Origin of the sequence: Helicobacter sp. 'house sparrow 1', from assembly GCF_900199585.1 — a bacterium.
In the GTDB taxonomy this organism is placed as follows: Bacteria; Campylobacterota; Campylobacteria; order Campylobacterales; family Helicobacteraceae; genus Helicobacter_H.
Window position 1 is genome coordinate 120,483 of the sequence record NZ_FZQY01000004.1, and the last position, 25,541, is coordinate 146,023.

Genomic DNA, 25,541 nt, shown 5'->3' on the forward strand with positions numbered 1-25,541 from the left:
AGAAATGAAAAAATCTTTTTTCCTTTTAGGGATTTTTTTATACTTTTGGACTTTGAGCTATGCTGATGATGTGAGTAAGCTAGAAAAGGAATGCAATGCAAATAATGCTAAAAGTTGCGGTGAATTAGGAGGGTTATATGTCAATGGGCAAGATGTAGAGCAGGATTTTGTTAAAGCCAAAGAACTTTTTGAAAAAGCCTGCAATGGTGGAGAAGCTAGAGTTTGTTTTGTTTTGGGAATTTTATATGAAAATGAAGAAATTGCAGGACATGACTATATTAAAGCTAAAGAATTTTTTGAGAAAGCCTGCAATGGTGGAGATATTAAAGGTTGTCTTCTTTTAGGAGATTTATATGAAACTGGAAAAGGCGTAAAACAAGACTACATTAAAGCAAGAGAGCTCTATGAAAAAGCTTGTAATGGTGGAAATGCTTTAGGTTGCGATGGCCTAGGATTTTTGTATGAATCTGGACAAGGCGTAAGACAGGATTATGCTAAAGCAAAAGAATTCTATGGCAAGGCTTGTGATGGTGGAATGCAACTAGGTTGTGATGGCTATAAACGGTTCAATGAAGCAGAGTATTAGTTTCAATACCCTTGTAAGGATTAGTAATTATATTTTTTATAACCCTTTTTGCCTGTATAAGGGTTTGTTTGCCTTTTGAAGAATAATTATCTTTTTTGGTTTTGTTGGGTTTAGTTTTGAAATGAGGTTGCACATAGGTGCCATTTTTCTTGAAATAGCCTTTGTTGTAAGTATCTTTTGCAGATAAAGAAATAAAAAAGCTAGAAATAATTAGTAAAGATAAAAACTTTTTCATCCATCCTCCGAGTGTGTAGATTTTTTACTAGGAAGCATCAAGACAATCAAAATAAAAATTTTATATGCAAGGAAAAGAAAAGCAAGGCCAGATGGCAAGCTTGGGTTTTCTAAGTGATAAAGATAATAAAAAATAATAAAATCAATAAGAAAAGATATCACTACCCACCAAAAGCTAAATCCTGCATCTCTAAATCTTCTAATCAATAAGCTTAAAAAAGGAATGAAGGTTGCAAGAGAATAGATATTGTAGATTCTTAGGATACCATCTGGAGTAGAGGCGTTATTAAGGATAATGCTTAAGACGACAAAAACATTAGCAAGAAGTAGATGAAACAATAATGCATACCAAAAATCAGACCTTGTGCTAGTGCCTTTAAAATCAATGCTATAAGCCCATAGCCTCTTATATGCATCCCACATTTTTTGAAAAATAGCCCTCAAACTATCCCCTTTTTGTTTTTCTGTAATTATAGCTTAAGAGCAGGGGCTTATTTTGAGTAAGCCAAAAAAGTTAGAATGGGTTGAGTTTTTTTAAAGATTTACAAGAAAAATTAGGGGGTTAGGTGATAAGTTGCTAAAAAGTTTTATAGAATTATTAAAAAGTATTTTTATGATTTGGAAGGATGTTTATGGAAGAGATAAGTCAAAGCTATTATGCAAGTTTGGAGAGGACAATACTTGCTTCAATCATCTTTGATCCCTCTAATTTTGATGATATATTAGATCAATTGCAACCCAAAGACTTTTCCTATCCCTCTCATCAAAATATCTTTGAAGTATGTATGCAACTCCACCAACAAGATAATCCATTGGATGAAGAATTTATCAAAAATAAGATGGATAAAAAACTTGTGAGTGAAGAGGAGTTTTTGTATATTTTAGGCACAAATCCTATTGCAAATATTGAAGCTTATATCAAAGAACTCAAAAATGCTTCTTTAAAAAGAGAATTGCACCATCTAGCAAATGTGCTTAGAGAGCAATCCCTAAGCACTGAATATAGTAGCTCTGAAATTTTAGAGATTGTTGAAAAAAAGATTTATGAAATTTCAACCCAGAGTGTTCAAAGCGAGTTTAGACATTCTAAAGATATTATTTACTCTACTGTAGAGAGAATGAAAGAGTTAAAAGCTCTAGGGAATCAAGAGGTTACAGGAGTTTCTACAGGTTTTGATGAGCTTAATAAAGTAACCACAGGTTTTAATAAAGGGGACTTAATCATCATTGGTGCAAGACCTGGTATGGGAAAAACCACCCTTGCTTTAAACATTGTGCAAAATGTATTAAACCATAATAGAGGCGTGGCATTTTTTAGCTTAGAGATGCCTGCAGAGCAATTAATGTTAAGGATGCTATCAGCTCTTACATCCATTCCTCTTTCTGATTTAAAAATTGGTAAGCTAGATGATGGGCAATGGGGAGAGTTAAGCAGGGCTACAAACTTGATGATAGAAAAAGATTTTTATGTGGATGATGGGAGCTCTTTAAATATTAGTCAATTAAGATCTAAGCTAAGAAAACTCAAATCTAAAAATCCAAATATTGATATTGCTTTTGTGGATTATTTGCAGTTGATGCACGGAGGAAGCAAGGAAAGGCACATTGAAGTGGGAGAAATTAGCAGAGGCTTAAAGGTCTTAGCTAGAGAGTTGCAGATTCCAATTGTAGCTCTATCACAGCTTAATCGTAGTGTAGAGACTAGGGATGATAAAAAGCCTTTATTATCGGATTTAAGGGAATCGGGATCTATTGAACAAGATGCAGATATTATCCTATTTGTTTATCGTGAGGATGTGTATCGGGAGAGAGAAAAAAAGCAAAAAATAGCAAAGCTTGAAGTGGATGGCAAAAAAGAAGAAGCTAGGGCCTTGAAAAAAGAAATGGCAGATGAATTTACTAAGAATAATGGGATTTATCCTGTGGAATTGATTGTTGCAAAAAATAGAAATGGTGAAACCAAAGATGTAAGAATCCAATTTAATAAGCGCTTTACAAGATTTGAGAATAAGGCATCTCCAAAGCAATCTGAGGTAGTTTATACCCCTACAAGAGATAATGACTTAGAAGATGTCACAATGCCAATTACCATTGACTAAAAGAGATATTCCAAACTCTCTAGATTTATTTGTAAATAAGAAGCAATGGATTTATTTTTTTATCGGGTGTGTTTGCATCTTTCTTTTTAATCTTTATTTTATTTATCAAGACTATAGAAGCTACCAAAGTAATACAAGCTATGAAATGATTGCAGAGGTAAAGTCTCAATACTTAAAGACAAAAAATAAAAAGCAATATTTTGTATTGCGAGTGCAGGATTTAAAAAAATATAATTTTTATACCACCTCATTTTTAGATTTAAAACTTCTAATAAACTCCAAAGTTAGAATCTATGGGAAAATGGCTCAATGTGATTTCTTAAAATTCTTAAAAGGATGTTATTTTAATGCTTATCAAATTGCTTTAATGCCAAAGGATGCATTTAAAGATAGGCTAAGAGAAGCTATCAATAAAGAGCACTCTAAGCTAGAGCACGCTTTATTTTTTAGGGCCTTATTTTTTGGAGATTCTCTAACCATGGAATCTAGAAAATTCATCAATGCACTAGGAATTGCTCACCTTGTTGCAATTAGTGGATTTCATCTAGGAATTCTTAGTGCTTTTTTACTGGTTATACTCACTCCCCTTTATAATTTTTTTCATCAAAGATACTTTACTTATCGCAATAGATTCTATGATTTAGGGTTTTTAGTTTTATTGTGTATGTTTTTTTATTTGATTTTGCTTGATTTTCAAGCCTCTTTTTTTCGGGCTTTTTTGATGGGAGTTTTTGGCTTTTGGCTTTTTTACAACAGGATTAAAATCTTATCTTTTCATATGCTTTTAGTTTTAGTGGTCTTGATGCTTGCCTTTTTTCCAAGATTGATTTTTAATATAGGTTTTATTCTCTCTGTATCTGGAGTTTTTTATATTTTTTTAATCTTAAAATATCTTCCAAAAACAAAATGGTATATCTGGATTTTTGTATTTAATATAAGCATTTTTCTTTTGATGGGAGTGGTGGTTCATTTTTATTTTCCTTATTTCTCACCCTATCAATTCTTATCTATCCCTTTAAGCATAATTTTTGTTGCTTGGTTCCCCTTGATGTTATTTTTACATTGCATTGGATTTGGTGGTATTTTTGATTCTTTTTTGGAAAAGATTTTAGCCTTTGAGTTACCTGTAATAGACTTTTATACCCCATTATTACTTTTAGTATTTTATATTCTTCTATCTCTTTGTGCCATTTTTAATAAAAGATGTTTTTATGCTCTATTGTTTTGTAGCATCGTATTTTATGGCTACTTAATATATTTGTTTTTCATTAAAAAATTTTTTTAATATAATTTTATTTTTTTGGAGTTTAAAAATGCAAGCTATTTTTCGTTTATTGGGTAAAGGACTTTTAGTTATCCTGCCTTTTTTAATTCTTATATGGATTTTGTCATTTTTTTATCGATTGATAAAGCATATTATCCAATTTGTATTTGACACAACAGCAAGTAGTGTTTTTGCAACTTCAATGGTATTTTTATGTGCTTTTTTAATTCTAATTTATGCTGGATATTTATTTGAGAAAAAAAAGGAATTTATACTTCTTAAACTATCAGAATTTGTCATTGCAAAAATTCCTGGGGTTGGAACAATTTATTCTGTCATCAAAGATATGGTAAAAATGTTCTCTGGATCTGGAGGAGAGAATTATTTAGGGGTTGCTATGGTAGATTTAGCTGGTAGTGATGTTGTGGGCTTTATCACAAGAGAAGAGGAGGGGTATTTTTGGATTTTTGTTCCAACAACACCAAACCCCACTTCAGGAATTTTACTTAGAGTGCCACAAGATAAGGTAAAAAAATCTGATATGAGCGTATCTGATGGTTTAAAAAAGGTTGTCTCGCTAGGAATCAAATAAAAAGGATTGGTTGTGTTAAAAAATTTTTTAAAAAAAGCAAAAAACTTTAGCGAGTTGGTGATGTTTGAGCACACAATTTTTTCAGCATCATTTAGTTTTATTGCAATTTGTGTTGCCCTAATGTATAAGTATTTTTCGCAAACTTTTAGTTGGGGTGAGAGCATCAAGCTTTTTATTTTATGTATTCTTGCACTGATCAGTGCAAGAAACTTTGCAATGGGATTTAATCGTCTTTGTGATAGGGATATTGATTCTAAAAATGAAAGGACTAAAAATCGTCCTAGTGTTGATGGAAGAATTGGATTACTTGGGATTATTGTTTTTTGTTTGATTAATGCTGGAATTTTCATATTTACTAGTTACTTTATCAATGATTTAGCCTTCTATCTTTCTTTTTTATTTTTATTTATTTTAGGGTTTTATTCTTTAATGAAGCGCTTTAGCATTCTAGCTCACTTTGTTTTAGGTCTTTCTTTGGGGCTAGCTCCAATTGCTGGTGCCATTGCAATTTTAGGATTCATTCCTTTATGGAGTATTTTTTTATCCCTAGGAGTTTTATTTTGGGTGGCGGGATTTGATTTGTTATATTCCTTACAGGATATGGAGTTTGATAGACAACAAAAGCTCTTCTCATTTCCCTCAAAATTTGGTGTAAAAAAAACCCTAATTTATTCAAGAATCTCTCATTTTAGTGCGGTTGTTTTTTGGATTTTGTTCTTGTGTGAAATTGATTCTGGAATGTTTGGAATTATCGGGGTTGTAAGTGCTGGTATGATGCTTTGTTATGAGCAATATATTGTTGCAAAAGATCTAAAAAATATACCTAGAGCTTTTTTTGTGACAAATGGTTATTTGGGATTTGTATTTTTATCATTTATTGTATTAGAGGTCTTAGCAAGGATTTTTTATGCATAATCTTGCAGAAGTGTGTAAATCACATCAGATTCAAACTCGTATTATAAAGTGTGCTCTAGAGGTTGAATTTTCCTTATGTGAAAATGAGGAAAAATTTTTGGAAGAATTTCATACTCTCTATTTAACCTATGAAAAATCTCAAAGATGGTTTGAAGCACTTCAAAACAAAGATAAGGGCGAAAACACAGTGGTGCTAGAAGTACTTATGGAGTTATATAAAAAAATTTCTTCCCTAGAAAAAAAGATCTTAAAAGAAGAAGAACAAAAGCTTTTAAATCTTGATTTTAAAAGTATGATATTAGCCTTAGGACACGAGGTTGTGTGGATAGAATCTGCGGTTTTTGAAGAAAATAAGAATTATTATTTGCGCTTTATTTTGCCAACTTTTTCTGATAGAATAATACCCATATTTGCAAGGGCGCTAAGTAAAAATGCTCTAATAATTACTAAGATGCATCCACGAGATATACAGGACTTTGATGGCTATATTGTTGCAAGGGAAATGGAACAAATAAGATGGCAGAAACAAGTAAGAGGATAGAAAATGGATAACAATGTGGTGGTTAGTGTTGTAGGCTTAGGTTGTGTTGTCCTAGTTTTTTTATCATTTTTTTTCATTAAGGAAATGGGAAAGATAAATCGAAGAATTCGCCTGCTAGAAGATGCAATTGAACAAGCAAGAAAAGAGATTCATCAATTCCAAAAAACAATGAAAGAAAAAGAAGCTTTTCATCAGTCAGTAAATATGGAGGGATTAAATGGTTTTTATAAAGAGATAAAGGAAGTGAGAGAGATGGTGAAAAGCGATAGGGGTTATTTTGAAGAAAAAATAATAAAACTAGAAAACAGAGTAAAAGATTTTGGCCATTTAGGTGGCAGTAATGATATTGATGAAAAAAGAATCATTGCTTTGTTTCAAGAAGGGTGGAGTATAGATTCTATTGCAAAAGAATTGCGTATAGGTCGCGGTGAGGTTGAATTTACTCTAAAATTAGCAGACATTTGAAACTTATTGAATTTTTTCCACAAGAAACACCCTGTAGTTATTTAGCAAACCAAACAAGTAAGTTTAGGTATTTTTATATTGAAGAATGCACAGAGCATTTTTATGAGGGGTTATTGGAGAGAGGGTATCGTCGTTTTGGTTTGCACTTTTTTGTTCCAGATTGTAAAAATTGTAATGCTTGTAAAACCATTAGACAAGATGTTGAAAAATTTGTTTTCACAAAGAGCCATAAAAGAGTTTTAAAAAAGAACTCTAATGTTAGGGTTGAGGTAACAAGACCCCTTCTTACACAAGAAAAATTAGAGCTTTATGATAAATATCATCGTGTTATGCAGGATAAAAAGGGGTGGGTTTATCAAAGAGTGAGTGAGGAATATTATAACGATACCTTTGTTTTGGGTTATGAAGACTTTGGATATGAGCTTGATTATTATATTGAAGATAAATTAGTTGCAGTTGGTTTTGTAGATATTCTAAAATCAGCAATGAGCGCAATTTATTTCTTTTATGACCATAGCTTTGAAAAACAAAGTCTTGGAACCTTGAATATTTTGGTACAAATGCGCCTTGCAAAACAAAAAAAGATTCCTTATTTATATTTAGGGCATTGGATACCAAATCATCAGAGCTTGGGTTATAAATCTAGGTTTTTGCCTTTTGAAATTTTGTATAATACACCCGATTTATTTGATAGAGTGGATTACAGGATATTTGAGGAGTAAGGATGACAAATAAAACCTCAAGAATATTTGGAAAGATTGCTTCTTGTGCTTTTCCAAGTTTTATTCAAAGAATCATTAATAAATTTTATGTCAGGATTTTTAAGATTGATTTAAGTGAGTTTGAGGATATTGGAAAATACAAAACTCTAAATGCTCTTTTTACAAGATCTTTAAAAAAGCCAAGAGATTTCAATCAGGATTCAAGCATAATGATTGCTCCTACAGATAGTCTCATCACAGAAATGGGAGATGTTGTTGAGGGAAGAGCATTGCAAATCAAAGGAAAAAGCTATAGTGTTAAAGAGCTTTTGGGCCAGGATATAGGAGAGGGATATCAGTTTGTAAATTTTTACCTTTCACCAAGTGATTATCACCATTACCATAGTCCTTGCGATCTTGATATAACTGAGGTGCGATATTTTGCAGGAAAGCTTTTGCCTGTTAATATGCCATCATTAAGAAAAAATGAAAATTTGTTTATTACAAATGAGAGGGTTGTAGTGGTTGCAAAAGATAAAAATCATCACGATTTCTTCTTTGTTGCTGTGGGAGCCTTAAATGTTGGAAAGATGTCTTTATGTTTTGAAGAGAGAATCCAAACCAATGCGGTGGCCAATCAAAAATGTAGTTTTGCTTATGATCAGGCCATAAGGGTAAAAAAGGGGGAAGAAATGGGGATGTTTGAAATGGGTTCAACAGTTGTAGTTTTTGCAAAAGGACTAAAAACCTCTTTGCAAGTGAATCAGAAAGTAAAATTTGGTGATGATATGGGGATTTTTTGATGAGACAAGATGTTAAAAAAGAGATCCAAGAGCTGATTGAGAAGCATCAAGTGCTCTTAGTAGCACATTTTTATCAAAAAGATGAAGTTGTGGAGTTGGCGGAGTTTTGTGGGGATAGTTTAGAATTAGCTAGGAGGGCAAGTTCAGATTCCAGAAACTTAGTTGTTTTTTGTGGTGTTAGCTTTATGGGAGAGAGTGTAAAAATACTTGCTCCTAATAAGAGAGTGTTGATGCCAAAGATTGCTTGTTGTTCAATGGCAAGAATGATTAGCAGTGATTATTATGATCGATCCATTGAAGTTTTAAAGGGGTATGGAATACAAGATATTTTTCCAATTACTTATATCAATTCTAATGCAGAAGTCAAGGCAAAGGTAGGCAGAATGGGAGGGGTTGTTTGCACAAGTGCAAATGCAAAGAAAATTTTTGAATATGCATTAAAAGAGGGCAAAAAGATTTTCTTTCTTCCAGACCAGTGCCTGGGGGTAAATTTAGCTACGATGTTTGGTTTAAAGTATAGTATTTTAGGAATTGATAGTGTGCAAAAGGTAATGGAATCAGATGTGATTTGTTACAATGGATTTTGTTCTGTGCATCAGCTATTTGCTCCTGAGGATATTGATTTTTTCCGCGAAACTTATAAAGATATTTTGATTGCAGTGCATCCAGAATGCAAGCCAGAAGTTGTTCAAAAGGCAGATTTTGTTGGTTCTACAAGTCAAATTATTGCTTATGTGAAAAGTCTTCCCGCTTCTCAAGCTGTAGCAGTTGGTACAGAATTTAATCTAGTATCTAGGTTGCGCCCAAATAGCAATAATACTTTTGTTCTCTCTAGCACAATTCCAGAATGTCCTACTATGAATGAAACTACTCCAATTGATATTTTAAAACTACTACAGGCTTATGATCAAGGAAGAGCACATAATGAAATTTTTCTTGATGAAAAAACTAGAGATGATGCAAAAAAAGCCTTAGATAAAATGTTGGAGCTTTCTTAATGGATATTCAAGAGTTTTTGAAGTTGGTTTATAACGAAGATATTGGTAGGGGGGATTTATTTGAGCGGATTGTTCAGGAAGATTTTGAAGTAAAGGCCTTAATTAAAGCAAAAAGCAATGGGGTTTTATCAGGAATTCTCTATGCACAAGAGTTGTGCAAGATGTTTGATATTGGGATGAAAAAATTTAAGAATGATGGCGATGCTTTTGAAAAGAATGATGGGCTTTTGGAGCTTAGTGGTTCTTATGTTAAGCTTTTAAAGCTTGAGCGGTGCATTTTAAATATTTTGCAACACTCAAGTGGTATTGCTACTTTAACAAGAAGTTATGTTGAAGTTTTAAAGTCTCACAAAGTAGAACTTTTAGATACGAGAAAAACACGACCTTTGCTAAGAAATTTTGAAAAGTATTCTGTGAGAAATGGAGGAGGCCGAAATCATCGCTTAGGACTGGATGATGCACTGATGCTTAAAGATACACACTTAAAATATATTCCACATTCTGAGCTAAAACAATGGATTTTTAGGGCAAGGAAACAAATGCCTTGGACAAGTAAAATTGAAATTGAAAGCGAAAGTGTTGAGTTTGCAAAAATAGCAATGGACTCTGGGGCTGATATTGTGATGTGTGATAATATGGATTTGGATTCTATTAAGCAGGTTGTGCAATATCGCAATGAGTACTATCCATTTGTTTTAATTGAGGCAAGCGGAGATATTACAAAGGAAAAACTTTTAGAATATGCTAATACAGGAGTAGATGCAATCAGTTCGGGTGCTTTGATACATAAGGCAGTTTGGATTGATATGAATATGAAAGTATTATAAAAACAATCCTCCTCCACTAGGGGAGGATGAAAGTTTTACTTCTTTGATTATTTTGCCTTTTTGGCAACATAGATTTTAATGATTAGATCTAGTACAATAATTGCACCTCCTAGAATCATTAAAGAATCTGGAAGGATTCTAAACCATATCCAAGGATCTACTGCCTCAAGAGTTTCTCTTAATCTTGCAAAATAATATCCTTTTTCAAATGCAACCTGTGATTGATGAAAACCAATAATGAGTGTTGGAATGCTATAAGTAACCACTCCTATGGTCAAAAGCCAAAAACCAAGCTTGCTTAAATAATCACTCCACTCCAAGCCTTTTGCAAGAGAATTTGCTTTTGCAACCATATAAATAAATGCATATGCAATGTAACCAAAAGCGCCTAGCATTGCCACGTGAGCGTGAGGAATAATCAAATAAGTTCCGTGCGAATAATAATTAATAATAGGCGTATTAATTACCATGCCAAGCCATCCAGCACCAAGCCAATTTAAGAATGCGCTTCCTGCAAGCCATAAAAATGGAACACCCCAATCAAATTTCTTGCCCATTTCTTTAATGTGTTTTTGCTCTTTGATTGCCTCAATCATTAAGATAACAAGAGGTAATGGCTCTAGTGCAGAGAAGATACCACCAATTGCAATCCAATAGCTATCTGTTCCTTGCCACCAGTAGTGGTGTCCTACTCCTAAAATTCCGGTAGTTACGATTAAAACAAGTTCAAATAGCATCACTTTAGTAGCGATAGATTTTTTCACAAGTCCCAATGCAACAGATAAGAATGCAATGACACCAGATGCAAACATTTCAAATGTAAGCTCAACCCATAAATGAACAACCCACCAGCGATAATAATCATCCACTGTAAAATTTGGAATAATTTTATGAATAGGCATCATTCCAGAAATATAGAGTGTTGCAATTCCAAAAGCTGACCAAATGATTGTTCCAACTAAAAGGTCCTGCTTTGCTTTTTTGATTGTGCTAAATACCATTAAAAACCAAAATACAAGTCCAATGAGTAACCCAATATCCCAGACCCTTCCAAGTTCAAGATATTCTCTACCCTCACTACCAAACCAAAACCAACTTTCTCTTAAGTATCCTTGAGTTCCAAGATAGATACCAATAAGACCTCCACCTCCAACAATGAGTAGAGCAACCCAAAGTATATCCACTAGTTTTGGAAATTTTAAATCCTTTCCACTTACAAGAGGAGCGATAAACAAACCACCTACAAGCCAACCTATCGTAACCCAGATAATTGCAAGATTAATGTGGAGTTGGCGCACAACATTAAAAGGCAAGATTTCTTGTGAGATTACAAAATCTTCACTAGGGTTTGCATAAATGTGTGCAAGATACCCTCCTAAAACCAGTTGAATAAGGCTAAAAATAGCTACAATGGGAACATATTTTAATAGCTTTTCTTGAGAGGTAAAGAATTGAGTAATCTTTAGGGGTTCTGCCAAAGGTGTTGGATCAGATTTATCGGGCTTGATGAGATACTCATAACTTATCCATAAAACAAGAATTGTAAGTGGCCATAATAAAAGCCATTCCCAAAGACTAACAGAGTGGAAATTCCAAGTTGCATCCTGATCAATCAATGGTTCATTTGGCCAGTTATTTGACCAAGTAATATCTTTATTGGGGCGATAGGTTGTAGCAACTAATGAAGACCAGTCAAAGAAAGCTACAATGCATTGAGCTTCTTCTCTTGTAATCACCTTTCCTCTATAACCCCATTTGGCATTGCCATTTACCAAAAAGTTTATCAATTCCTTCTTGGTATCCTTAAAGGCTTGGGTAGCATTTTTAGAGTAGATAACCTCTTGATCTGTTAAGGACACAGATCTCACATCCTTAATAACAAAAGTTTTAATCAAGGCCTTTTGTTCTTCCATAAGAGAATCTAAATTTTTTTGATATTTCTCTTCAGCAAGAATTTCATAGAGTTTTGTAATTTTTTTATGCATCATTTCTGTTGTAAAATCTGGACCCATATAAGAACCCATACCAAGAAGAGTTCCATAGCCCATTAATCCAAACTCTTGGAAGAAGGCTTTACCATTGATGATATCTTCTTTTGTATAAAGAATTTCACCTTCTTGACTTTTTACCACATTTGGAAGAGGCGGAACTTCTTTATTAAGATTTGCACTAAAATAAATGAGAATGGTTGTTGCTAAAATAGCAATGATCCAAAAAGCTCCTTGAAGCTTCCTTTGATTTATTAATTTTTCTGACATTCTATATCCCTTTGAAAATAATTTTGGGCTGGAAGTATAAAATATTTTCTTTTTTAAGAAATTGATGAAAATCAATGATTGAAAAATTAGGATTGTAGGCTTATAGTTAGGGTATATTGGGCAAAAAATAATAATATATAGCTTTGTTGATAAAATAGTCTCTTGGGACTAAAAAAAGGAATATAAAACTTTGAAATTTTTTTTATTTTGTTTATCTACATTGTTTTTTATAGGATGCTCAAGTGTTGACCTTCAAACCTTCAATGAGGCATACTATGGTGGCAATATGAAAAAAGCATATGATATTGCACACAAGGGGGCTAATTTACCTCAAGAAAATCAAAAACATAAGTCTAAAAGCGATGATTTGTTATGGCAGGTTCAGGGAGGTATAGCAGGTTTTTATGGAGATATTGATGAATCAAGACAGATGCTTTTAACAGCAGATAGGATGATGCAAGATGCTATAAAAAATTTTGCAATTATATTTTTTGGTAACCTAGGAGCAGTTTTGACAAGTGATAATGTCTTGCCCTATCCCATCTATCTTTATGAGGCAAGCATGGTGAATTATTATCTTGCTTTAGATTCTATGAATCAAGGGAAAGATCAAGATGCAAGGGTGTATCTTAACCAGGCATTGCAAAGGCAAAATGATGCAAAGTTTTATTATGCAAGAGAGATTGAAAAGAGCCAAGAAAGCTTAAATAATATGAAGAATGTTTCTAGTGAAGCTCCAAAAACAGATCAATATGTTGCTGTTACAATGGATTTTGCTAGAGAGTCAGAAAGAGATAGGGAAGTGCAAGATGAAAAAAAATATATCAATCCTATAATTCCCTATCTAAAATTTATTTTTGAGTTGAAAAGACAAAATTTTTCAGCAATTGCTTCAATGAGTGCAGATGATTTTGCATTGTTCCCGCTTGAGGATAAAGAAATTTTAGAATCCAGAAAAAGCGGAGATACAAAAAGATATATTTGGGTTATCATTGAGGATGGAAAGAGTGCGAGTAAGGGAACTTTATCTTTTTCTATCCCCTTGCCAATGAATCCTGAGGTTTTTTTAAATCCTGCAATGCTTGCGATTGCTTTAAGTAGCAAAGAAGGGGCTTTATTTACAGCAGTTGCTAGTAATTCTATTTTGTTAAACTATGTAGAGCCAAAGGTATTAGAAGGAATTAGCTTTGCTAAAAGCTATAGTTTTGAAAATAAGGAAATTCCAGAATTTTTTGTCTTAAGCGATTTAATGAAAACAGAGTTTGATACAAGGATAGCAGGGGTTAGAACAAGAGCAATTTTAAGGAGCATTCCTCCTGCTATAGGTGCTTTTATTAGTGAGAGGGCGGGTAATGAAGCTGGCTTTAATGGGCTAGGATTGCTGTTTAGCTTAGGGCATAAGCTTATTTTGAGGGCAGATACAAGGATTATCACAGCTTTGCCACATTCCTTTTATGTCACAAGGATGGAAAACACTAAAGATAAAAAGAAAATTCTTGTAGATGGTAGAGATTTGATAGAATTTCAAACTAAGGATCAGAGTCAGGATGCTATTGTCTATATTAGGAATTTAGGCAGTAGTTTTTTTATAAAGGTTTTTGAGTAATAGAGGAGATTTTTGTGAAAATTTTAAAAAGTATTAGTTTTGTTTTTATGTTTGTTTTTTTTACTGGCTGTGCTCCAAGTGCTATGAATGTAGATCCCAATACAGAATTTACAACAATGGGGCTTGATTATGATAATTTAAAAAAAATTATGGGAGAAATGATTGATTCTTTGTTGCAAGATCCCTATACGCAAAAAATAGATTCCAACTCCCCCAAAGTTGTAGCGATATCAGATGTCATCAATGACACGACTCAAAAAATTGATGTGGAAAGTTTAAGCAGAGAGCTTACAAGAGCAATGCGAAAAAGTGGAAAGTTTAAGCTTACTGTAGCAGTTGCTAGAAGTGGCGGAAGCGTAGATAATATGATTAAAGATTCTAGAAAATTACGCGAAGATAAGGAATTTAATCAGTATACTACAGTAGAAGAAGGAGCCTTAAATGCGCCAAGCCTTTCTCTTTCTGGGAAGATAGGACAAAGTATCCATCGGATGGGAAAAAACAAAAAGGTTGATTATTATATTTTACTTACTCTAACAGATATTAAAACAGGAGAAGTCATATGGGATGAACAAAGAGAAGCTTCTAAAATAGGTGATGCTAGTTTGTGGTAGAAATAAAAAATTAATATTAAGGAAAAATGATGATAAATATATTTAAGATTTTGATGTTAGGTTTTGCGGGTTTAATGTTGAGTGGATGTATGTCTGGTGGTATCTCTAAAGAAGCAAGAGAAAGCGTTGGCTGGACAAATGCTCCTAAGTGGGTAGTAAATGGAAATGATGGAGGCTATAGTGCTGTTGGAGATGCTCCAATTGTAGATAAAAATGTTCAGTTTGCAAGAACAGAAGCAACAGCTGCTGCAAGGGGTGAGCTTATTAAAAATATCGAGGCAGGGGTATCTACAAGCCTATCAAAAGAAGGTATAAGAGTGGATGCACAAATTAATGAAAAGATAAAAAGTGTGGTAAATGAGTTTGCACAGCATAATTTACAGGGTGTAGGGGTTGAAAAAACTTGGATTGATGATGCTGGAACAAGGATTTATGTTTTAGTAAAACTTGATAAAGAAAGTGAAAAAAATCTTAAAAATCACCTTAGTAAGCAATTTAAAGAATTAAACTCAAGCAATCTAATGAGTGAGTGATGAGGCAAATATTTTTTGCTTTATTATTTTTTGGGGTAGGCCTTTGTGCTACACCCCCCAAGTGGTTTTTACAAAATCAAATTGGGAAAGATTGGTTTGTTGGTGTAGGTAGTGGAAATAATGCTAAGAGCGCAAAACTTGAGGCATTTAGTGATTTGGCAAGTATGATTAGTGTTGAGGTAGATTCTACTTTTTCTCTCAACAAACAAAGAGTTGGCAACATTTTTAGCGACAATGCAAGGAGTGCTATACAATTAAAAGTAGAAGACCTTAAGCTTTTAGATATAAATATTTTAAATTCTGAGATAATTGATGGAATTTACTATGTGCAAGTGGGAATTAAAAAAGCAAAGGTTTTAGATCAAATTCATAATGAGATACTTAAAGAATTAGAGAAAACTTCTTTGGAGTATTATGAAAAATGTAATTTTTTGGATTTAAAAAGTTTTAAGAGTTTGCAGGGGGTTTTGAGACAACTGGATTCTAAGGTTAAAATTTTTGATGCTTTATCTCAAGAAAAATTTACCAATCAAAAACTAGAAAAATTTGTAGAAATTTACTCTAAGAATTTGCCAAAACCACAGGCTAATCTTATTTATGAAAACTTAGATTTAAATCTTCAAGATTCCTTATCAAAAGAGTTTTTAAAATTTGTGGCACTAACTCCAGAAAAATTAAATCGTGCAAGCAGTATTCTAGTTCAAGGTAAGGATCTAGATGGAAAAAACATAATTAATCTTATGATTTTAGATTGTCAAGGCATAGTTATTTTCCAAGAGAAATTTGAGTTTGATGCATCAAGTTTAAAGCGGGCAAATTTTATTATTTTTAAAGCGATAAAGAAATGGATTGAAGAATAATTTAATCGATATAAAAGCCATATTTTTTTATAATGGGCAATTTTATTTGGAGAGGTTTTGTTGATGAGTAAGGTTGAAATTTTAGTTTTAGATTTTGGGAGTCAATATACGCAACTCATAGCAAGAAGATTGCGTGAATCTGGTGTTTATACAGAGATTGTTCCTTATTTTGAGAGTTTAGAAAGTATTAAATCTAAACAACCCAAGGGGATTATTTTGAGCGGGGGCCCTGCAAGCGTATATGAAGAAGGAGCATATAAGCCTGATTGTGGTGTATTTGATCTTGGAATTCCTGTGCTTGGAATCTGCTATGGAATGCAATATATTGCTGATTTTTTTGGTGGCAGTGTTGTGAAAGCAGAGCATCAAGAATTTGGCAAGGCTAAGCTTGAACTTTTAAATAAGGGAGAGATTTTTGAGGATATCAAGCAAGAAAGCATTGTGTGGATGAGTCATGCTGATAAGGTAGATCAAATTCCTAGTGGATTTATAGAGCTTGCAAAATCTGGCAATACGCATTATTGCGCTATTGCAAATTTAGAAAAAAGAATTTATGCTTTGCAATTTCACCCTGAAGTTGTGCATAGTGAGTGCGGGGGAGAAATGCTTAGGAATTTTGCAGTTAAAATTTGTAAAGCAAGTACAGAGTGGAATATGCACCACTTTGCAGAGCTAGAGATTGCCAAACTTAGAGAAATTGCCAAGGAAGGAAAGGTGCTTTGTGCTGTGAGTGGTGGGGTGGATTCGAGTGTGGTAGCCACATTGCTCTATCGTGCAATTGGGGATCGTGTAATTCCTGTATTTGTGGATCATGGATTATTGAGAGCTGGAGAGAGAGAAGCAGTAGAGGCAATGTTTAGAGAAAATCTAGGTGTGCCACTCATTACTGTAGATGCAAGTGAAATTTTCTTAGGTAAGCTAAAGGATGTAAGAGATCCTGAGGTGAAGCGAAAAATCATTGGAGAAACCTTTATTGAGGTATTTGAAGCAGAGGCTAAAAAACACAATACAAGTGGAGAAATCAAATTTTTAGCACAAGGAACGCTTTATCCTGATGTGATTGAATCTGTGAGCATCAAGGGTCCAAGTAAGACGATTAAATCTCATCATAATGTGGGAGGATTGCCCGATTGGATGAAATTTGAGCTAATTGAACCTCTAAGAGAGCTTTTTAAAGATGAAGTGAGGGCTTTGGGGCAAGAATTAGGGATGCCAGAATCTATGCTTATGCGCCATCCTTTCCCTGGACCAGGGCTTGCAATCAGAATTATGGGTGAAGTCAATAAGCAGGATTTGGAGCTTTTGCGTAAGGCAGATAAAATCTTTTTAGAAGAGTTGCACAGAAGTGGATACTATGACAAGGTGTGGCAGGCATTTTGTGTGCTTTTGAATGTCAAAAGTGTGGGCGTGATGGGAGATAATCGAACTTATGATAACACAATTTGTGTGCGTGCAGTGGAAGCTTTGGATGGGATGACAGCAACCTTTGCTCATCTTCCACATGAACTTTTAGAATCTATTTCTAATCGTATTATCAATGAAGTAGAGGGAATTAATCGCGTAGTGTATGACATCACCTCCAAGCCACCAGGAACAATTGAGTGGGAGTGAAACATAGAACTTTTCCTTGATCAAAATATTGGAGCAGGTTATAAAAACAAGTCGCAGATCATTAGAAACTTGACTGAAAAATGGGTAGGAGATTATGGTTTTTGTCCCCGATGCGCAGGTATTTTAGAACATTGTCCTAATAATTCTCCCGTCGCAGATTTTTATTGCAAACATTGTGGAAAGATTTTTGAACTCAAAGCAAAAAATGGAAAAATAGGGGCAAAAATTAATGATGGTGCCTATGCGACAATGATTTCTAGAATCACATCAAATACAAATCCTGATTTTTTCTTTCTCAACTATGATTCTGAGATGAGGGTTAAAAACTTCTTTGCAGTCCCAAACTTTTTCTTTACGCCTCGGATTATCGAACAGAGAAAACCTTTGGCTCCAACAGCAAAAAGAGCAGGATGGGTTGGATGTAATATTTTGCTGAATCAAATTCCCGAGAGTGGAAAACTCTTTTATATCCAAGACTACAAGGTTGAGAGTCAAGAGAGGATTTTAAAAAAATATCAAAATATTGTTTTTATTGAAACTCAAAAATCTAAAGGTTGGATCTTTGAGATTATGCACTGCATTGAGAGATTGAAAAAGAATGTCTTTTTATTGTCGGATTTATATGTTTATGAGAAAGAATTGCAAAAAAAATACCCTCAAAACAACAATATTCAAGCCAAAATTCGCCAACAAGTACAGTTTTTGAGAGATAAGGGATATCTAGATTTTATTGGAAATGGGGTTTATTGTTTAAGATAACTTTATTTCCGATATTATCCCAGCTTACCTAAATAGAAACATCGATAGTTTTTTAGATATTGAGATTATTATCTACCAATAAGTGATCCCCCCCCCCCTTTTTTTTTTGCTAGAGTTAGATTTTTGTATTAGAATTTGTTTTCTTTAGGTGGTTGCCTTAAATTATCCACCTTTTTGATTTCGCAAGGTTTTCCTAAATAGCAGGGGCCATCCATCGCTACAAGAATACTAATCTTCTTTCTATCTTCAGAGATCTTATAATCTTCAATTGTTAAGATTCTATCTCGTGGAAAAAGCAATTCATATTGTGAAGGGAATGCAGCCAAGCCCTTGATGGATACAAACATTGCAAGAGAGTATTTTGGGACTTTGATCACTAGCTCTATAATGCGATGTTGGAAAACGCTATTTTTAATAAGAGTAGTAGACATAAAACCATAATCCTGATATCTTTTATTCTTTAAAGAATCAAGATAGCTTTTAGCAGAATCTAAAATTTTTCCATTTTTGTAAATATGGGTAAAAACAACATCTTGCCCAAGCAACCTTGAAAGAAATGAAAGATCTTCATAGCGATAAGTGAGGGTATCTTCAAAAATAATTGTTTTTGATAGAGCCTTATCAAGAATTGCAACCATCTTCTTTTGATCCTCATTAAGAGAAAATAGAGGATCTCCAGAGCGTAGTTTGTTATTAATTATTACAAAGTTGCCATAGGTATAGCTATAAATTGTCGCTCTTTCTTCTTCACTAAGTTTTAATCCACTATAAAGATTACTCCACCAATTAATCGCCTCATTTCCATTGTAAAATTTTTTGTAACCAGTCGTTTCAAACTCCATAAAGTCTTTAGAAAAACAAAAGGTGTGTAATATTAAAATCAATATAACGCAAAAAAGCTTTTTCATACTCAATCTCCTTAATTAATCCTTATATCCTAAATCATAATTTTTAATAGATTCTAAAGTCTAGATAATTTTTGGATTAAAATCAAATTATCGATTTATTCACAATTAAGGAGATTAAATTAGCTTATGATAAGTATCAACCAATGTTTGAATCATTTGATTTTTTGTAAAAAGTTTTTCATAGCGACATCTTGCATTGATGCTAAAAAAATCATAATTTTTACTTATTTTTAAAATGCTATTTGCAATAGCTCTGGGATCCTTTGGAGGAACTACCAATCCTGTTTTGCCATCTTGGTTGATAAAATCACTCCCAGATGGGATAAGCTTTGTTGATATGATTGGTAGTCCAAAGCTTAGTGCTTCTACAAGAACAATTCCATAAGATTCTTGCAAAGAGGGTAAAACAAAAATACCAGATTGCGCATAAAAGCTAGATATTTCTTCTTTTGTTTTTTTTCCTACAAGAAAGACACGATTCTGTAGATTTAATCTTTTAATTAAATCTTGCAGGGTTTGTTTATAAATCCCATCTCCTACAATCTCTAAATAAAAGTTTTTTGGCAAATATTGCAAGCTTTCTATAAGATATTCAAAACCCTTTAGAGGAACAAGTCTTCCAACACTTAAAATGCGATTATAGTCTTTAGAATAATTATTAGATGGGCTAATCTCTGGTAGGTGGATTCCAATGGGAATTGCAATACATTTATTTTTATATGGGCTTAGGAATGGTGATTGGTGGATATAGTTTTCTGAAGTTGTAATAATAAGATTGGAGCGATTTAAGATCCATTTTTGTAGAGGCAAAAAAAAGTTTAGAAGAAATTTTTGTTTAATAATATCAGAATGCCAATGCAGAATAATAGTTTTATTTTTATGAGGAGAAAGAAAGAGGGCTAAAACTGCCATTGGATCTGGAAAATGCAAATGGATAATGTCATAGGAGCTTATCAATTTGCGTAAAGTAGTGATCATTTGTGGGGTTATGGAAGTTGAGGCAACTTTTCCAAAGCTAGGGGTGCGATAAATAGTAGCACCATAAGGTGTTTTTTCTTTCTTTGATTGTAACTTAGAGTTTGAGCATAAAACATCACAAACAATGCCTCTTTGAGATAATGCATCACAAATATCTTGCATGAGTGTCTCAATACCACCAAAATCTGGGGGATAAAACTTTCCAAGTTGCAAAATTCTCATAAAACAATCCTTTTTGTTAAGGAAGTAAAATTGATTTTATTTCTCAATAAAAAATCATCATTTTTATAAAGATCGCGTAAATTTAATAAGTTTAAGAGCCTTTTTGCCTCCAAAGATTCTACTGATAAAGAGGGCAATGCAGTTTTAAAGGAGGAACTAGTTGGTGGAGTAAAAAAATCTCTATTTTTTTTATAGTAAGCAAGGAATATACAAAAATTTTTAGCAGTCTTTCTAAGATAAGCAATACCCTTTGTGTGATCTAGCTTTGATGTAATATCTTTTAATTTTAAAGGGCTAAGAAATTTTAATAAAAAATGCAAAAAAATCCTTTATTTAGATTGTTTAGAGGGATTGAGTAGGAATTTCATGATAGTGTTAGGAAAGTATTTTTTAACCATCTTTTTTGATAATGAAAAAAGAAAAAAACATAGTATTTTTATCATCACAATAGGGTTTTTGTTATTTTTTAGAGCAATATCTAATGCTTCTTTTAAGCTACTAAAGCCATTTTGATCGCTCGCTCCACCTGATGTGAAGGTTGCAATAATCGTATCAACAAAGCAAAAACTATAACCTTGCTTATAGAGGCGATATATTAGATCGTAATCTGAAGCGAGTTTATAGCTAGTGTCATAATTATTTTTATGCAAAATAGAGGTCTTAAATAGACAATTGGGGTGACCAAAGCCATAAAAAAGTTTATAGAGTTTGCTCATGTCTTTAAAAGTATCTCTAGTTTTTTGAATACCTAGATTGGGATATAGTAAATTTAGTTTTCCATATACCGCATCATAAGAATAAAGATTGTTGAAATTAATTGTATTTTGAATTTCTTCTAGTGTTTTTTTACTAAATAAAAAATCTCCAGAATTAATAAAGCAGGTATAATCCCCGGTTGCTAGAGAGATACCCTTATTCATCGCATCAAAAATCCCCTTATCTTTTTGACTTAAAAAATTAAATGTTAGGTTTATAAAGTCTTTATGATAGGATTCTGCTGAAACAAAATTAGATGTGCATATTTTTTTAACAAAATGAGTATTATCTTGAAGATAGCTTAAAACTTTCTCTTTTGTTCCATCGTTGCTATCCCCATCAATAATAATACATTGGATATTTTTATATGTTTGATTTATAATGGAGGATAGAGTTTGCAGAATATTCTCAGAATCGTTAAACACGACTGTAATAATAGAAAATTTTAAATTCATAGCCCTATTAGTCCAAAGTGTAAAAAATAGATCCCAATTTTAACATAAGTTAATTACTTTCTTTGGTATTTAGTGGTGCTAAAGTGAGTTGTTGAATAGGCGAATTAGTCCTTAGAAATTATTTTTTATTTGAGGGTAGTATGTTTCTGTTTTAATTTGGTAATCAAAAGTGTATCCCAGTCTCTATTTTCTTGCGAGAAAATTTAAGCAGAAGAGATTCTAAGAATTTATAAGTTTTGTAATTCTTTTAATACCAGTAAGATGTTTTTATAATGGGTTTTAGGTAATTCTAATAAAATAAAAATTACAACCTGTAACGATTGTTTTAGATGTAAGAGGGTGATTAGAAAGATAAAAATATTTTTGGAGGCAGTGGGTTTAGGAAAAGAAATAAAAAACAGTTTCTAAGCTTCTTTTAAAGGTGGTTTTGAAAGTTTAATTAATGATTGTAAAAAATGTTTTCTCTTTGTCTCCCTTTTTTGATGAAACAAAAGCGATAAAAATCTTATAAATATCTAAAGCTTCTTTAAAGCTATAGGAATTTTTTGTGGTATTTGTTTAGTAATACCTATTTTAGATAATCTGGGAATCTTTGTAATTTTACACGCTTGCAAGAACTTTGATCTCATAGCTATAGACTTCAGGACTTGGAGAATGAAAACTGCTCCCTGTGATGCAATTCCAGAATTTGATATGCAGGCGATATAGGGCAAGAAATGCCTTTCTTATAATTTTTTTAAAAAGATTGAGGCCTTCTGTACAATCCTTGTCAATAATTTGAATTGTTTGAAAGTGTGACATTTTGAGGACATATATTAGACTTCCTGCTGTAAATAGGGTTTGATGTGTAAAATCTTCATACGCCCAATAGCATCCAGTGTTACTCTGAGCATTTGGGACAGATATAAAAATTTTCCCCGATTGAGTTAAGAAATGATCTTTAAAGTGTTTTAATAAGGGGATGATCTTTTCTTTTGGAAAATGTTCCAAAACATGCATCAGAATAATAAGATCAAATTTATAATGTGGTTGGTAGTCGAAGATATTATCAACTAAGCTTACCTCTAGGTTATTTTTGTTGCAGAAATCTACCGCCTGTGGATCGATGTCAATACCCTGTATAATCCCTCCCCCATTACTATCTAAAAGTTTTTGTATTGCAAGTAAATTTTGACCATAGCCACAACCAAAATCTAAAATTCTTGAATGATGTGGTAATTTTTTGATAATAGATTCTAAAGAGAAGGGTAGCGTATAATACTTGTAAAAGTCCTGAGAAATGTTTCTTGCTTGAAAATAATTCATTTAAATCCTTGTTGCTTGTGGATTGATTATAATCTAAATTACTTAGAGATGAGAGTCAATAACTTCAATCACATCTTTTGGTGTAATCATATTAATATCTAGTTTATCTTGGCCATAAAGAAGGTTTGATGTTAAGATATACATATCAAAATTCTTTTGTATGACAGGATGATAGATGCCATAGTATTTACCTCCTAGATTTTTTGGATAAGGGGTAAATCTATGAAGGTGGTTGCCATTAGACATAACAAATACTTTATTATGTCTAATGGCTTGGGCAATGTGGGCACAAGATGTTTCATTGCTCAATAAACAGCTGCTATTGTATATAACTTGTACTAGTGCGTTTAAAGTAGTTTTTCCGCACAAATTTATGATTTGTTGATTTGAATTGCTTAAAGCTGTAGCAATGAGATTGGCACTTTGTTGGTCTTCTTTACCTCCACAAATAACAATGTTGTATTGCTTTGATAGTATAAATTTTCCCACCTCAATAAAATTAGAGCTACTCCATTTGCGATAATTTATTGAAGCCCCAATAAAAAAAACAAAATATGGCTTTGGAATATCAAAAGGGGAAGATGTATCTTTTAGTTCAAGACCATATTCAATATCAATCTCTTTTTGAAAAAGATTTTGAAAAAACTCCAAATTTCTATTAAACTCAAACATTATATTACTAGAGGAGGGAAGAATTTTAGTGTAATTTTGATCGTATATATTTTTTTCCTTGAGAGTGAGATTTGAGGTGTCTCCCGTAGAAGTAACTTTTGTCTCTGCTTGTATGTTTCTGACAATTTGCTCACTAATGGCATCACGACTATAAAGAGGATTGATTAGGATTTTGTAAGAATTATGACTTAATATCCGGATTATTTTAAATCTATAGAGTGGATTAGTAAGGAATTTTTTACGATTAATTAGAATGTAATTTAGGAGATAGTTCTTATCAAATGTTTCGATTAAATTCTGATTGGTTTGATTTGCTATCAAAGTAATTTTTCCATATTCTTGATAAAGAAGTTTAATGAAGTTTCTAAATAAAATATAGTCTCCTATTGCATCAGGTTTGACAACAACTAGATTGTGTTTATATTGAGGTTTCTTTTTTGCAAGAAAATCAACTAAACTAAATAATGCATTGCGAATTTGTTTTAAAATACTTTTAAAAATATTTTGATGTCTATATGTATAAAAGAGGATATTTTTCTCTCTAGCTATTCTTTTTTCTGCTTTATTTGGCATATAAACAAGTTGAAAATCATTAAGATTTGCATTCTGTATAAGTTTACAGGAAGGACAAAAAGATAAGATCTTTTGATGAGTTGTAAAGTAGGTTAATGTATGATGTTGTAGTTTTTGAGAGAGAAATAAGAAATTTTTTTGTGTTGTTTTTTCTCCAAGAAAAACTCGCATCTATACTCACTTTTTTAGTAAATCAAAGGCTGACATTTTACATATTTTTTTCAATTTTACAATCCATAATCTCTAGAGCCTTAGTAAGTTCTGTGGGGTTTATATAAACATTTTCTTGTTGTGGATGAACAGAAGTGTCAGCTGTTTTTCCTATCATATAGGAATAATTGATACCTTTAATAAATGCAATAGTCTGAGGAACTCTGTCATGATAGAATTCTGAAAAAATTTCAAGAACAAAGGTGTTTTCTTGCATAAATATCATATTGTTTAATCCAGAGCCATGCATAGATGCGATACACTTTGTCTGAGAAAAAAGATTGATTTGTTCTTGTAATGGCAAGATGTCTGGTAATATAATTTCATACCCAAATTTTTTAAAAATAGTCTCAACTTCCTGAAAGTTTGTGATATTTCTATTAGATTTTTCTGGTCGTTTTAGATAGATCTTTCGAAATGGCTTTGTTTCTGGGATAAGATTTGTGTAGAGATTCTTAGCAAAAGGAGGAGTGATATTGAAATTTGGCTTGATAAAACCCCTATAATCCACCACCTCGTAGTCAGACATGAGGGTTGGTATGATAAGATTTTTTGCTTGAATGGCAATTTTACTTTCCGAAGGTATAACCTGACTCATATTTATTTGCAGAAGACTAATAAGTTCTCTTTGAAATTTTAACTTCGTAGGCAAAATATAATAATCAATCTTTATATTATTTTTCTGACAAAAGGTTTTGACTTGGTAGTATCCAGCCATGATATCAACGATCAAATGGCCATAGCAATCTTGAATATCGGGTCTAGTTAGTAGAACAACATTTTTGTTAATTTTTTTTGAAAAAAGCAATCTAATGCTTGCGATTAACCGTTTATAAAAAATTACCCTTTTTCTTGCCCACCTTATAACAAAGTTTGTTGGACTTTTATCCAAACAGAGGGGATGGGTTCTATAAGAAGTGTGCTCAAACAAGATTTCTTTTTTCTTGGTAAATACAATTTCATTGTCTGTAAAACAGTATCCATTATTTAGAACACTAACTTTAAAATCTTGAGTTTGATGTGTATAGGGTCGAAAAAATTTGTGATGTTTGCCAAAAATATCCGCAAAGTGATAATTTCCACCTCTCCCCCCATTAAACTCCACAATCTCACTAGGAAAAACCATTTCAAAATGAGAGATTGAACCTTTTTTCAAAGCCCTATAAAAAGTGACTTCTTTGAAAAACATCTTTCAT

At 32.6% G+C, this 25,541-nt stretch carries 27 protein-coding genes; 17 read left to right on the forward strand and 10 right to left on the reverse strand.

Annotated features, from left to right (window positions below):
- Positions 1-4 precede the first annotated feature (4 nt).
- Entirely contained in the window at positions 5-586 is a 582-nt protein-coding gene (locus C6H31_RS00995) for a tetratricopeptide repeat protein (RefSeq protein ID WP_104696949.1), read from the forward strand.
- Here C6H31_RS00995 and C6H31_RS01000 read toward each other — a convergent pair.
- The gene (locus C6H31_RS01000; RefSeq protein WP_104696950.1) at positions 567-821 is read right to left on the reverse strand and encodes a hypothetical protein; all 255 of its coding nucleotides are present in this window, start codon (positions 819-821) and stop codon (positions 567-569) included. The two genes, C6H31_RS00995 and C6H31_RS01000, sit on opposite strands and share 20 nt — an antisense overlap.
- Complete coding sequence (locus tag C6H31_RS01005; protein ID WP_104696951.1) at positions 818-1,264, reverse strand: DUF805 domain-containing protein; 447 nt, start codon at positions 1,262-1,264, stop codon at positions 818-820. The genes C6H31_RS01000 and C6H31_RS01005 overlap by 4 nt, the downstream gene beginning before the upstream one ends.
- A 188-nt stretch (positions 1,265-1,452) precedes the next feature.
- Between C6H31_RS01005 and C6H31_RS01010 the strand changes: the two genes are divergently transcribed.
- From C6H31_RS01010 to nadC, 10 genes are read left to right on the forward strand one after another with little or no spacing between them, the layout of a single operon-like run.
- Complete coding sequence (locus C6H31_RS01010) at positions 1,453-2,919, forward strand: replicative DNA helicase (protein ID WP_104696952.1); 1,467 nt, start codon at positions 1,453-1,455, stop codon at positions 2,917-2,919.
- The gene (locus tag C6H31_RS01015) at positions 2,891-4,204 is read left to right on the forward strand and encodes a ComEC/Rec2 family competence protein (RefSeq protein WP_104696953.1); all 1,314 of its coding nucleotides are present in this window, start codon (positions 2,891-2,893) and stop codon (positions 4,202-4,204) included. Before C6H31_RS01010 ends, C6H31_RS01015 begins: the two co-directional genes overlap by 29 nt.
- 28 nt (positions 4,205-4,232) lie before the next feature.
- A complete protein-coding gene (locus tag C6H31_RS01020; RefSeq protein ID WP_104696954.1) occupies positions 4,233-4,775 on the forward strand; it encodes a DUF502 domain-containing protein in 543 nt (180 codons plus the stop codon).
- Positions 4,776-4,787: 12 nt separating this feature from the next.
- On the forward strand, positions 4,788-5,690 hold the full coding sequence (gene mqnP, locus C6H31_RS01025; RefSeq protein ID WP_267892285.1) for a menaquinone biosynthesis prenyltransferase MqnP: 903 nt from the start codon (positions 4,788-4,790) through the stop codon (positions 5,688-5,690).
- Positions 5,683-6,231, forward strand: coding sequence for a hypothetical protein (locus tag C6H31_RS01030; RefSeq protein WP_104696956.1), 549 nt, complete (start codon positions 5,683-5,685; stop codon positions 6,229-6,231). Before mqnP ends, C6H31_RS01030 begins: the two co-directional genes overlap by 8 nt.
- Before the next feature lie 3 nt (positions 6,232-6,234).
- Positions 6,235-6,696 carry a DUF6115 domain-containing protein gene (locus C6H31_RS01035; protein WP_104696957.1) on the forward strand — a complete coding sequence of 154 codons (462 nt, stop codon included), beginning with the start codon at positions 6,235-6,237 and terminating at the stop codon, positions 6,694-6,696.
- Positions 6,693-7,418, forward strand: a complete 726-nt coding sequence (locus C6H31_RS01040) for an arginyltransferase (protein ID WP_104696958.1) — start codon at positions 6,693-6,695, stop codon at positions 7,416-7,418. The genes C6H31_RS01035 and C6H31_RS01040 overlap by 4 nt, the downstream gene beginning before the upstream one ends.
- 2 nt (positions 7,419-7,420) lie before the next feature.
- A complete protein-coding gene (locus C6H31_RS01045; protein WP_104696959.1) occupies positions 7,421-8,200 on the forward strand; it encodes a phosphatidylserine decarboxylase in 780 nt (259 codons plus the stop codon).
- The gene (gene nadA / locus C6H31_RS01050; RefSeq protein WP_104696960.1) at positions 8,200-9,198 is read left to right on the forward strand and encodes a quinolinate synthase NadA; all 999 of its coding nucleotides are present in this window, start codon (positions 8,200-8,202) and stop codon (positions 9,196-9,198) included. The genes C6H31_RS01045 and nadA overlap by 1 nt, the downstream gene beginning before the upstream one ends.
- Complete coding sequence (nadC, locus tag C6H31_RS01055) at positions 9,198-10,025, forward strand: carboxylating nicotinate-nucleotide diphosphorylase (RefSeq protein ID WP_104696961.1); 828 nt, start codon at positions 9,198-9,200, stop codon at positions 10,023-10,025. Before nadA ends, nadC begins: the two co-directional genes overlap by 1 nt.
- A 47-nt stretch (positions 10,026-10,072) precedes the next feature.
- On the opposite strand, the gene C6H31_RS01060 is transcribed toward nadC, so the two are convergent.
- Positions 10,073-12,283: a cbb3-type cytochrome c oxidase subunit I gene (locus C6H31_RS01060; protein WP_104696962.1), complete on the reverse strand. Its 2,211-nt coding sequence runs from the start codon at positions 12,281-12,283 to the stop codon at positions 10,073-10,075.
- Between the two features lie 190 nt (positions 12,284-12,473).
- Here C6H31_RS01060 and C6H31_RS01065 point away from each other — a divergent pair, with 190 nt between their 5' ends.
- From C6H31_RS01065 to C6H31_RS01090, 6 genes are all read left to right on the forward strand, one after another.
- A complete protein-coding gene (locus tag C6H31_RS01065; RefSeq protein ID WP_104696963.1) occupies positions 12,474-13,889 on the forward strand; it encodes a hypothetical protein in 1,416 nt (471 codons plus the stop codon).
- 14 nt (positions 13,890-13,903) lie between these two features.
- Positions 13,904-14,503: a penicillin-binding protein activator LpoB gene (gene lpoB, locus C6H31_RS01070; RefSeq protein ID WP_233709923.1), complete on the forward strand. Its 600-nt coding sequence runs from the start codon at positions 13,904-13,906 to the stop codon at positions 14,501-14,503.
- 29 nt (positions 14,504-14,532) lie between these two features.
- Positions 14,533-15,036, forward strand: coding sequence for an LPP20 family lipoprotein (locus C6H31_RS01075; protein ID WP_104696964.1), 504 nt, complete (start codon positions 14,533-14,535; stop codon positions 15,034-15,036).
- Positions 15,036-15,896 carry an LPP20 family lipoprotein gene (locus tag C6H31_RS01080; RefSeq protein WP_104696965.1) on the forward strand — a complete coding sequence of 287 codons (861 nt, stop codon included), beginning with the start codon at positions 15,036-15,038 and terminating at the stop codon, positions 15,894-15,896. The genes C6H31_RS01075 and C6H31_RS01080 overlap by 1 nt, the downstream gene beginning before the upstream one ends.
- Positions 15,897-15,959: 63 nt before the next feature.
- A complete protein-coding gene (gene guaA / locus C6H31_RS01085; RefSeq protein ID WP_104696966.1) occupies positions 15,960-17,507 on the forward strand; it encodes a glutamine-hydrolyzing GMP synthase in 1,548 nt (515 codons plus the stop codon).
- Between the two features lie 3 nt (positions 17,508-17,510).
- Positions 17,511-18,266, forward strand: a complete 756-nt coding sequence (locus tag C6H31_RS01090) for a DpnI domain-containing protein (protein WP_104696967.1) — start codon at positions 17,511-17,513, stop codon at positions 18,264-18,266.
- A gap of 128 nt (positions 18,267-18,394) precedes the next feature.
- Here C6H31_RS01090 and C6H31_RS01095 read toward each other — a convergent pair whose 3' ends face one another.
- From C6H31_RS01095 to C6H31_RS01125, 7 genes are all read right to left on the reverse strand, one after another.
- Positions 18,395-19,174 carry an ADP-ribosyltransferase gene (locus C6H31_RS01095; RefSeq protein WP_104696968.1) on the reverse strand — a complete coding sequence of 260 codons (780 nt, stop codon included), beginning with the start codon at positions 19,172-19,174 and terminating at the stop codon, positions 18,395-18,397.
- A gap of 114 nt (positions 19,175-19,288) precedes the next feature.
- A complete protein-coding gene (locus C6H31_RS01100; protein ID WP_104696969.1) occupies positions 19,289-20,374 on the reverse strand; it encodes a glycosyltransferase in 1,086 nt (361 codons plus the stop codon).
- Positions 20,371-20,694, reverse strand: coding sequence for a hypothetical protein (locus C6H31_RS01105; protein WP_104696970.1), 324 nt, complete (start codon positions 20,692-20,694; stop codon positions 20,371-20,373). Before C6H31_RS01105 ends, C6H31_RS01100 begins: the two co-directional genes overlap by 4 nt.
- Positions 20,695-20,703: 9 nt before the next feature.
- Complete coding sequence (locus C6H31_RS01110) at positions 20,704-21,585, reverse strand: glycosyltransferase family 2 protein (protein ID WP_104696971.1); 882 nt, start codon at positions 21,583-21,585, stop codon at positions 20,704-20,706.
- Between the two features lie 600 nt (positions 21,586-22,185).
- Positions 22,186-22,890 (reverse strand): class I SAM-dependent methyltransferase, encoded by a 705-nt coding sequence (locus tag C6H31_RS01115; RefSeq protein WP_104696972.1) that lies wholly within the window; start codon positions 22,888-22,890, stop codon positions 22,186-22,188.
- Positions 22,891-22,932: 42 nt separating this feature from the next.
- The gene (locus C6H31_RS01120; protein WP_104696973.1) at positions 22,933-24,306 is read right to left on the reverse strand and encodes a glycosyltransferase family 9 protein; all 1,374 of its coding nucleotides are present in this window, start codon (positions 24,304-24,306) and stop codon (positions 22,933-22,935) included.
- A gap of 37 nt (positions 24,307-24,343) precedes the next feature.
- Entirely contained in the window at positions 24,344-25,534 is a 1,191-nt protein-coding gene (locus C6H31_RS01125) for a glycosyltransferase family 61 protein (RefSeq protein WP_104696974.1), read from the reverse strand.
- Positions 25,535-25,541 lie beyond the last annotated feature (7 nt).